General features: G+C 69.9%; 7 protein-coding genes. 5 read left to right on the forward strand and 2 right to left on the reverse strand.

What is annotated here, in order from left to right; translation table 11 throughout:
* The 3 genes from MSZK_RS14480 to MSZK_RS14490 all read left to right on the forward strand — a co-directional run.
* The coding region (locus MSZK_RS14480; RefSeq protein ID WP_199203340.1) for an LppP/LprE family lipoprotein at nt 1–370 on the forward strand (370 nt) is incomplete at its 5' end.
* Nucleotides 371–400: 30 nt separating this feature from the next.
* Nucleotides 401–3,793 (forward strand): TM0106 family RecB-like putative nuclease, encoded by a 3,393-nt coding sequence (locus MSZK_RS14485; RefSeq protein ID WP_099248891.1) that lies wholly within the window; start codon nt 401–403, stop codon nt 3,791–3,793.
* The gene (locus tag MSZK_RS14490) at nt 3,790–5,142 is read left to right on the forward strand and encodes an FAD-binding oxidoreductase (protein WP_099248893.1); all 1,353 of its coding nucleotides are present in this window, start codon (nt 3,790–3,792) and stop codon (nt 5,140–5,142) included. The genes MSZK_RS14485 and MSZK_RS14490 overlap by 4 nt, the downstream gene beginning before the upstream one ends.
* A 24-nt stretch (nt 5,143–5,166) precedes the next feature.
* On the opposite strand, the gene MSZK_RS14495 is transcribed toward MSZK_RS14490, so the two are convergent.
* The gene (locus tag MSZK_RS14495; RefSeq protein WP_099248994.1) at nt 5,167–5,973 is read right to left on the reverse strand and encodes a thioesterase family protein; all 807 of its coding nucleotides are present in this window, start codon (nt 5,971–5,973) and stop codon (nt 5,167–5,169) included.
* A gap of 2 nt (nt 5,974–5,975) precedes the next feature.
* Nucleotides 5,976–6,824 carry an SMP-30/gluconolactonase/LRE family protein gene (locus MSZK_RS14500; protein WP_099248895.1) on the reverse strand — a complete coding sequence of 283 codons (849 nt, stop codon included), beginning with the start codon at nt 6,822–6,824 and terminating at the stop codon, nt 5,976–5,978.
* Nucleotides 6,825–6,910: 86 nt separating this feature from the next.
* On the opposite strand from MSZK_RS14500, the gene MSZK_RS14505 reads away from it, so the two are divergent.
* Both MSZK_RS14505 and MSZK_RS14510 read left to right on the forward strand, forming a co-directional pair.
* Complete coding sequence (locus MSZK_RS14505) at nt 6,911–7,882, forward strand: zinc-binding dehydrogenase (protein WP_099248897.1); 972 nt, start codon at nt 6,911–6,913, stop codon at nt 7,880–7,882.
* Nucleotides 7,879–8,640 (forward strand): HpcH/HpaI aldolase/citrate lyase family protein, encoded by a 762-nt coding sequence (locus MSZK_RS14510; protein WP_099248898.1) that lies wholly within the window; start codon nt 7,879–7,881, stop codon nt 8,638–8,640. The genes MSZK_RS14505 and MSZK_RS14510 overlap by 4 nt, the downstream gene beginning before the upstream one ends.
* The last annotated feature ends 38 nt before the right edge of the window (nt 8,641–8,678 follow it).

An 8,678-nucleotide genomic window follows, 5' to 3' on the forward strand; every position in this document is an offset into this window, starting at 1 on the left:
CCCGTGCGCGGTGAACCTCACGGCCCCGGCCATCGCCCAGACCGTCTCCGAACTTCCCCGTGATCCGCGCAGCAATCAACCCTGGAACCCGGTACCGGTGGCCGGCAACTACAACGAATGCGCTCAGCTGTCGGCGGTGATCATCAAGGCCAACACCAACGCCGACAACCCCAACACCCGCGCGGTGATGTTCCATCTCGGCAAGTACATCCCGACCGGCGTGCCCGACACCTACGGCTTCACCGGCGTCGACCCCGCACAGACCACCGGTGACACCGTGGCACTGTCCTACGTCAACGGGCTGGGCCTGCAGAGCGTGGTCAAGTTCCGCTGGAACGGCAACGGCGTGGAGCTGATCGGCAACACCTGATCCGTCGGCGGACCCGCCTACAGTGGGTCTGTGTTCGTCGCCGACGACCGCGTCATCTACAGCGCCTCTGACCTCGCGGCGGCCGCCCGCTGCGAGTACGCGTTGCTGCGTGCCTTCGACGCGAAGCTGGGCCGCGGCCCGTCGGTGTCGGTCGAAGACGAGCTGCTGGCCCGCACCGCCGAGCTGGGCGACCAGCACGAGCAGCGCCACCTCGACGAGCTGCGATCGACCGGCGACGTCGTCGTCATCGGCAGGCCCGCCTACTCGGTGGCCGGCCTGCGCGCCGCCGCGGAGGCCACCCTGCGCGCGGTGCAGCGGCGGGCCCCCGTCATCTATCAGGCCGCGATGTTCGACGGCCGCTTCGCGGGCTTCGCCGACTTCCTCGTGCTCGACGGCGAGCGCTACCGGCTGCGCGACACCAAGCTGGCCCGCTCGGTCAAGGTCGAGGCGCTGCTGCAGCTGGCCGCCTATGCCGAAGCACTGGCCGCCGCGGGAGTGGCCGTGCACGAAGAGGTCGAGCTGGTCCTGGGCAACGGTGTTACCACCGCCTACCGGGTTGACGAACTGCTGCCGGTATACCGCTCCCGCCGTGCCGACCTGCAGGCCCTGCTGGACCGGCATGCCGCCGGGGACGCCGCGGTCGACTGGGCTGACGAGTCCGTGCGCGCCTGCATGCGCTGCCCGGAGTGCGAGGCGCAGGTGCGCGAGCACGACGATCTGCTGCTGGTGGCGGGCATGCGGGTCAGTCAACGGTCCCGGCTGATCGACGCCGGCATCACCACCGTGGCCCAGCTGGCCGCCCACGACGGCCCGGTACCGGAGCTGGCAGCTCGCGCGCTCGACTCGCTGCGCGGGCAGGCCCGGCTGCAGCTCGCGCCGCGGATCGCCGGCAAGCCACCGTTCGAGGTCGTCGATCCGCAGCCGCTGATGCTGTTGCCCGACCCGGACCGGGGTGATCTGTTCTTCGATTTCGAAGGCGACCCGCTCTGGACCGCCGATGGCACCGACTGGGGCCTGGAGTATCTGTTCGGCGTGCTCGGAACGAGGCCGGACGGGGACTTCCAGCCGCTGTGGGCGCACGATCGCCGCGGAGAACGCAAGGCGCTCAAGGGTTTCCTGGAGCTGGTCCGCAAACGTCGCAAGCGGTATCCGAAGATGCACATCTACCACTACGCGGCGTACGAGAAGACCGCGCTGCTGCGGCTGGCGGGCCGCTACGGCGAGGGTGAGGACGAGGTCGACGACCTGCTGCGCAACGGCGTGCTGGTGGACCTGTATCCGTTGGTCCGCAAGAGCATTCGAGTCGGCACCGAGAACTACAGCCTGAAGTCGCTCGAGCCGCTCTACATGGGCGCCGAGCTGCGCACCGGTGACGTCACCACCGCCACCGACTCGATCACCATGTACGCGCGCTACTGCGAATTGCTCGCCGACGACCGCGCGGACGAAGCCGCCACCGTGCTCAAGGAGATCGAGGACTACAACCACTACGACTGCCGGTCCACCCGGATGCTGCGGGACTGGTTGCTGCGCCGCGCCTTTGAATCCGGGGTGCCTCCACTGGGCGCCGCGCCGGTCCAGGACAGCGGCCAGGTCGACGTCGATGACGAACTGGCCCGCACCCTGGGCGCATTCGCCGGTGACGACGTCAGCGACCGCAGCCCGCAGCAGCGGGCCGTCGCGATGATCGCCGCCGCGCGCGGGTACCACCGCCGCGAGGACAAGCCGTTCTGGTGGAGACATTTCGACCGGCTCAACAGCCCGGTCGACGAATGGTCGGATACGCCAGGAGTTTTCCTGGCCGAGAAAGTGAGCGTCGAGACGGCGTGGAACATCCCGCCGCGCGCTCGCAAGCAGCAACGGCGTCTGCTGCTGACCGGTTCGATCGCCGCCGGCGAGCTCAACCGCGACATGTACGCGATGTACGACCCGCCCTCCCCGGCCGGCCTGTCCGACGATCCCGAGCGGCGGGCGTATTCGTCGGTGGACGTGCTCGAGTGCGATGATCCCGCGGCGCCGACCGAGGTGCTGGTGCTGGAGCGGGAACCGAAGAGCGGTGGGGTCTTCGATGCGGTTCCGTTCGCGTTGACCCCTGGTTCGCCGTTCTCCACCAAGCCGCTGCGCCAGTCCATCGACGCCGCAGCCGCACACGTGGCGGCCGGTCTGCCCGCCCTGCCCTTGACCGCTGTCGTCGACATCCTGCTGCGCCGCCCGCCGCGCACCCGCACGACGCTGCCCCGCACCGGCGATGCCGCGGCCGACATCACCGCCGCGGTGCTGGGCCTGGACTCGTCGTATGTGGCGGTGCACGGGCCGCCCGGAACCGGTAAGACGCACACCGCCGCCCGCGTCATCGCCGCACTGGTCACCGAGCATGGCTGGCGCGTCGGCGTGGTGGCGCAATCCCACGCCGTGGTGGAGAACCTGTTCTGCGACATCATCGGCGCCGGGGTAGATCCGGCCGTGGTGGCCAAGAAGCGGGGCGGCGGCGAGTGGACCGAGCTCGACGAGAAGAACTATCCCGCGTTCATCGCCGACCATGATAGCTGCGTGATCGGGGGCACGGCATGGGATTTCGCCAACGCGTCCCGGGTGCCGCCGGGCAGCCTGGATCTGTTGGTGATCGAGGAGGCGGGCCAGTTCTGCCTGGCCAACACCATCGCCGTCGCGCAGGCGGCCACCAACCTGCTGCTGCTCGGCGACCCCCAGCAGTTACCTCAGGTCAGCCAGGGCACACATCCCGAACCGGTGGATGCCTCGGCGCTGGGCTGGCTGGTCGACGGCAGGCACACCCTGCCCGAGGAGCTGGGCTACTTCCTGGACCGTTCCTATCGCATGCATCCGGCGGTGTGCGCCGTGGTGTCCCGGCTGTCCTACGACAATCGGCTGCACTCGGTCAAAGAACGAACGGCCGCCCGGCGCCTGGCCGGCGTCCAACCCGGTGTGCACGTCCTGCCCGTCGCGCACGACGGCAACTCCACCGACAGCAGGCAGGAGGCCCAGGCGATCGTCACCTCGATCACCGCCATGCTCGGCGCGGCCTGGACCGACGAGGACGGCACCCGACCGCTGACCGGCGCCGACGTGCTGATCGTGACGCCCTACAACGCCCAGGTGGTGTTGTTGCGTCGCCTGTTGGACACGGCGGGATTGTCGGCGGTGCAGGCCGGCACGGTGGACAAGTTCCAGGGCAGGCAGGCCCCGGTGGTGTTCGTCTCGCTGGTGGCGTCCTCGATCGCGGAGGTGCCGCGCGGAATCTCGTTCCTGCTCAACCGCAATCGTCTGAACGTGGCGGTGAGCCGGGCGAAGTACGCGGCGGTGATCGTGCGGTCGGCGATGCTGACCGATTATCTGCCGTCGACGCCGGCCGGGTTGGTGGAGTTGGGAGCGTTCCTGGCCATGTGTGATAGACCCTCGGGATGAGTTCCTCACTGCCCGAGCGGCTCCGGGCGATTGTCGGTGCCGCGCACGTCGTCACCGATGCCGACGTCCTGGACGGCCGCAGCGTGGATCACACCGGGCGCTACCGCGGGAAGGCCAGCGCCCTGGTTCGGCCCGGCTCGGCCCTCGAGGTGGCCGCGGTGTTGCGGGAATGCCGGGACGCGGGCGTGTCGGTGACGGTGCAGGGCGGCCGCACCTCGTTGGTGGCCGGGACCGTGCCCGAACACGACGACGTCCTGCTGTCCACGGAGCGGCTGACCGAGATCGGCGAGGTGGACGTCGTCGAGCGGCGGATCCGGGTCGGCGCCGGGGTGACCGCGGCGGCCGTGCAGCGCGCGGCGGCCGGCGCCGGCCTGCTGTTCGGGGTGGACCTGGCCGCCCGTGATTCGGCGACCGTCGGCGGGATGGCCTCCACCAATGCCGGCGGCCTGCGCACCGTGCGGTACGGGAACATGGGCGAGCAGGTGATCGGCCTGGACGTCGCGTTGCCCGACGGGTCGCTGGTGCACCGGCACAGCATGGTGCGCTCCGACAACACCGGCTACGACCTGGCTTCGTTGTTCATCGGCGCGGAAGGCACGTTGGGGGTGATCACCGGGCTGGACCTGCGCCTGCACCCGGTGCCCGCCCATCGGGTGACGGCGGTGTGCGGATTCGCCGAGCTCGACGCGCTGGTGTCGGCCGGCCGGGTGTTGCGCGACACCGAATCGATTGCCGCACTTGAGCTCATCGACGGGCGGGCGGCGGCGCTGGCCGCCGAACACCTGGACGTTCCGGTGCCGACCGCCGGTGCGTGGTTGCTGCTGATCGAGCTGGCCGGCGAGACCGATCTGACCGAGCGGCTGGCCGAGGCACTGGAGGATGCCGAGCTGTCCGGCGAACCGGCGGTCGGCATCGACGCAACGGCACAGCAACGGCTCTGGCAGGTCCGCGAAGCCACCGCCGAGGTGGTGGGGCTGTTCGGTCCCCCGCTGAAATTCGATGTCTCCCTGCCGCTCTCGGCGATCCCGGCGTTCGCCGCCGCGTCGGCCGCGCTGGTCGCCGCACATGCCCCGGACGCGATCCCGGTGCTGTTCGGCCACATCGGCGAGGGCAATCTGCACCTGAACGTTTTGCGCTGCGACGCCGAACAGGAAGCCCAGCTGTACGCCGCGATGATGACGTTGATCGCCGACCACGGCGGCAACGTCAGCTCGGAGCACGGTGTGGGGAGCCGCAAACGCCACTACCTGTCGATGGCTCGCACCGACGAGGACATCGCCGCGATGCGCACCATCAAGGCCGCGTTCGACCCGACGGGTTATCTGAATCCCGCTGTGCTGTTCGACTAGAGCCGACGTCTTCGGCGCCCGGAACTACCGGGGCCGCACCAGCACCGACTGCGCGATGACGCCTACGGCACCGTCGTCGTCGAACAGGGTGCCCACGGTCGTCCCCACCCCGTCGGGTCCGTACCTCGTCTCGGAGCGGATGCCCGTCCACTCCCCGGCCGGCACCCGGTGCAGATGCACCACGAGATCGGTGTTGAGGAAGGTGTACTTCCTGATGTCGATCTTGGAGCCGATGCCGTTGGCGCAGTCGGCGACGGCGAACAGCCGCTCCAACGGGGTGCTCACCTCGCCCTGCACCAGGTCGACCTGTGGCCGCAGCCACGAGCCTCCGGGACCGGGCGCCATGTGCTCGGTGAGCCACAACCACTCCAGGCTGTGCACGTAGTTCGGGTCGAAGTTGTCGGCGAGGTTGCGGTTGACGCCCTGCGCGCGGGGCGGCAATGGCGCGACCGGCGCCGAGAGCAGTGCCTCGGTGTCCAGGGTCAGCATCCGCCATGCGCTCGCGCGCGCGACCGGGCGCGGCTGTCCGTCGGGCCCGAGTCCGAGCATCACCGCCGAGACGAGTTCGATCTGCTTGCCGCCCCGGTCCAGTTCGGCGGTGACCCAGATGTCCCCGTCGGCGGGCACCGGCCCCAGGAGGTCCACCACGACCCGGCTCAACCGGGTGTCCGGGCGGTAGCGACACCGCTGCAGGGCACGGACCAGCAGCGCCGACACCGGTCCGGCGTGCTGGATGTGCGACGACCAGGTGCTGCGAACCATGTCGGTGGCCCGGAACTTCTGCCCGCGCGGATCGTCGGGGTCGACGAGTTCGTAGTAGCTGTCGGACATGCTCACCTTTCTACTGACGGAAACCCCGCACCGGGGACGTCGACCCACACGGTCTCCACGCGCGACAGGCGGGTGCCGGCCAGCCGCTGCGGATAGGCGTCGGAGCTGGAAACCAGGAACAGGGTGCGCCGGTCGGGCCCGCCGAGCATGCAGGCGATGGCCGCCCGGTCGCCGATGTCGATGCGGTCGGTGACCTCACCGCCGGCGACGATCCGCTCGAAGCGGTGGGCCAGTGTCATCGACGTCCACACTCCGCCTGCGTCGTCGAGCGCGATCCCGTCCGGTGGACCGTCGAGGCCGTCGGCGAACACCCGGCGCCCGGACAGCCCGCCGTCGGCGTCGATCTCGTAGGCGCTCAGCCGCCGGCCGATCGACTCGGCGACGATCAGCGTGGCACCGTCGGGCGTGACCGCCATCCCGTTGGGGAAGTCGAGGTCGTCGGCCACGACGGTCACCGAGTCGTCGAGATCCAGCCGGGCGATGATGCCGCCCGCACGGGCCTGCGACCCGATATAAGCCCGGCCGTGACCGTCGATCACCATGTCCCCGAGGTTGGCCGGCGCCACCGCAGACAGGTCGGCGACGGTGGTGATGACATCGCCGTCATAGCTCAGTACCTCGCGGCGCTCGGTGGACACGATCAGCAGCGTGCCATCGGGGCGGAACCCCAGGCCCGCCGGCGCGTGGCCGACCAGTTCCAGCGTCGTCACCGCCCCGTCGAGGGTGATCGTGTGCACGGCCTCGCCGAGCATGTCGGACATCCACAGCAGGCCCTCGAACCACCGTGGGCCTTCGCCGAAGCAGAATCCGCTGGCAAGCTGAGCTCGGGAGAAGGAGTCCAGGACCGTCATGCCGTACCTTTACAAAACATCGCACAAGTGTCACGCTCCGTACGTGGCACTGTCAACGACCGACGCGTCATCGGAGGCCTGAGCCCGTGTGGTGTTACCGGCTTGTCGCGCCGTATACGTTCGAGCGGGTGACAACGCCCGACCCCCCGCCCGACCATCTGCGCGACGGTCAGGTGCTGCTGAAATTCCTCGCCGCGGGCATCTGCGGCAGCGACATCCCCGGCTTCAAGGGCGTGCAGGGCCGACTGCCGGGCGACACCGGCACCCTGGCCGCCGAGATGGCGGGCTTTCCCGTGCACGAGATCGTGGGCGAAGTCTTGGCGAGCGCACATGCCGAACACCGCCCCGGCAACCGCGTCGTCGGCTGGGCTTCCGGTTTCGACGGCCTGATGGAATTCGTGGTATCCGACGGCAGCGGGCTGGCGCCGTACGACCCCGCGCTGAGCCCCGCCCAGGCGGTCGGGCTGCAGCCGCTGGCCTGCATTCTCTATGCGCTCGAACAACTTCCGCCGCTGACGGGCAAGCGGGTCGCGGTCATCGGCCAGGGCTCGATCGGGCTGCTCTTCTCCTACGCGGCCAAGGCTGCCGGCGCCGAGCACGTCACCGGGGTCGACCCGATCTACCGCGACGACGTGGCCGCGACGTTCGGCGTCGACACCGTGGTGCGGGCCACCAGTGACCGCTGGGTGGCGCACCTCGCCGCGCACGACAAGCCCGACATCGTCATCGAAGCGGTCGGCCACCAGGTCGCCACGTTGAACAATGCCGTCGAAGCGGCCGCCTTCGGCGGCACGGTCTTCTACTTCGGTGTGCCCGACGACGACAGTTACCCGATCAGCATGCGCACCATGCTGCGCAACAATCTCACGTTGAAATCCGGTGTGACACTGGACCGCCGACGGGTGCTGGATGCCGCCGACGCGTTCGCCCGCGCGCATCCCGAGCTGCTGGGTCGCTACGTCACCCACACGTTCGGTGTCGCCGACGTACAAGAGGCGTTCGAGTTCGCCTGCCGCCCGACCCCCGGTCGGGTCAAGATCGCGATCGTGGCCGCATGACCGCCGGCAGGTTGCAGCAGGCGCTGGCCGACAAGGCGCAGGTTTGGGGCGGCTGGATCACCGGCCCGTCGTTCGCCGGGCCCGACGAATTCGCCCGTGCCGGTTACGACTACGTCGGGTTCGACATTCAGCACGGTTATCTCGACGACGCCGACGTGGCGCTCGCGCTGCGCCGCCTCGAGCACGTCCCGATCGCCACCGCCGTGCGGGTGCCGTCCGCGGCGCCCGCGCCGATCGGACGGGTACTGGACGCCGGGGCCGACGCGATCATCGTCGCGATGGTGGACCGCCCCGAGCAGGCCGCCGAGGCGGTCGCCGCGACCCGATTCGCACCAGACGGGATCCGCAGCTTCGGCCCGCTGCGGGCCAGCCTGGGACATGACCCGGCCGCGTTGTCGGCGCGGGTGAGTGTGTTCGCGATGATCGAGACCGCGGCCGGCCTGGACGCGGTCCACGAGATCTGCGCGGTACCGGGCCTGGCCGGGGTCTATGTGGGCCCCGCCGATTTGGCGATCTCGCTGGGCACCGGGGTCGTCAGGGCGACCGACAACCCGGCGGTGCGCGACGGGATCGTGCGGGTACAGCAGGCCGCGGCGGCTGCCGGTGTCGTCGCAGGCATCCATGCCGGTGACGGCGTGACAGGAAAGGAATTGGCCGCGTTGGGATTTGCGCTGATCACCCTGGCCCCGGAATCGGTCGCCCTGCGCCGCGGCGCGGCCGACCATCTCGCCGAAGCGATCGGGCGGAGCGGCGCATGACACCGCCGGCGACGATGCAGAGCGAAGCGATGAGGAGG

It is taken from the genome of Mycobacterium sp. shizuoka-1 (assembly GCF_002723835.1).
In the GTDB taxonomy this organism is placed as follows: domain Bacteria; phylum Actinomycetota; class Actinomycetes; order Mycobacteriales; family Mycobacteriaceae; genus Mycobacterium.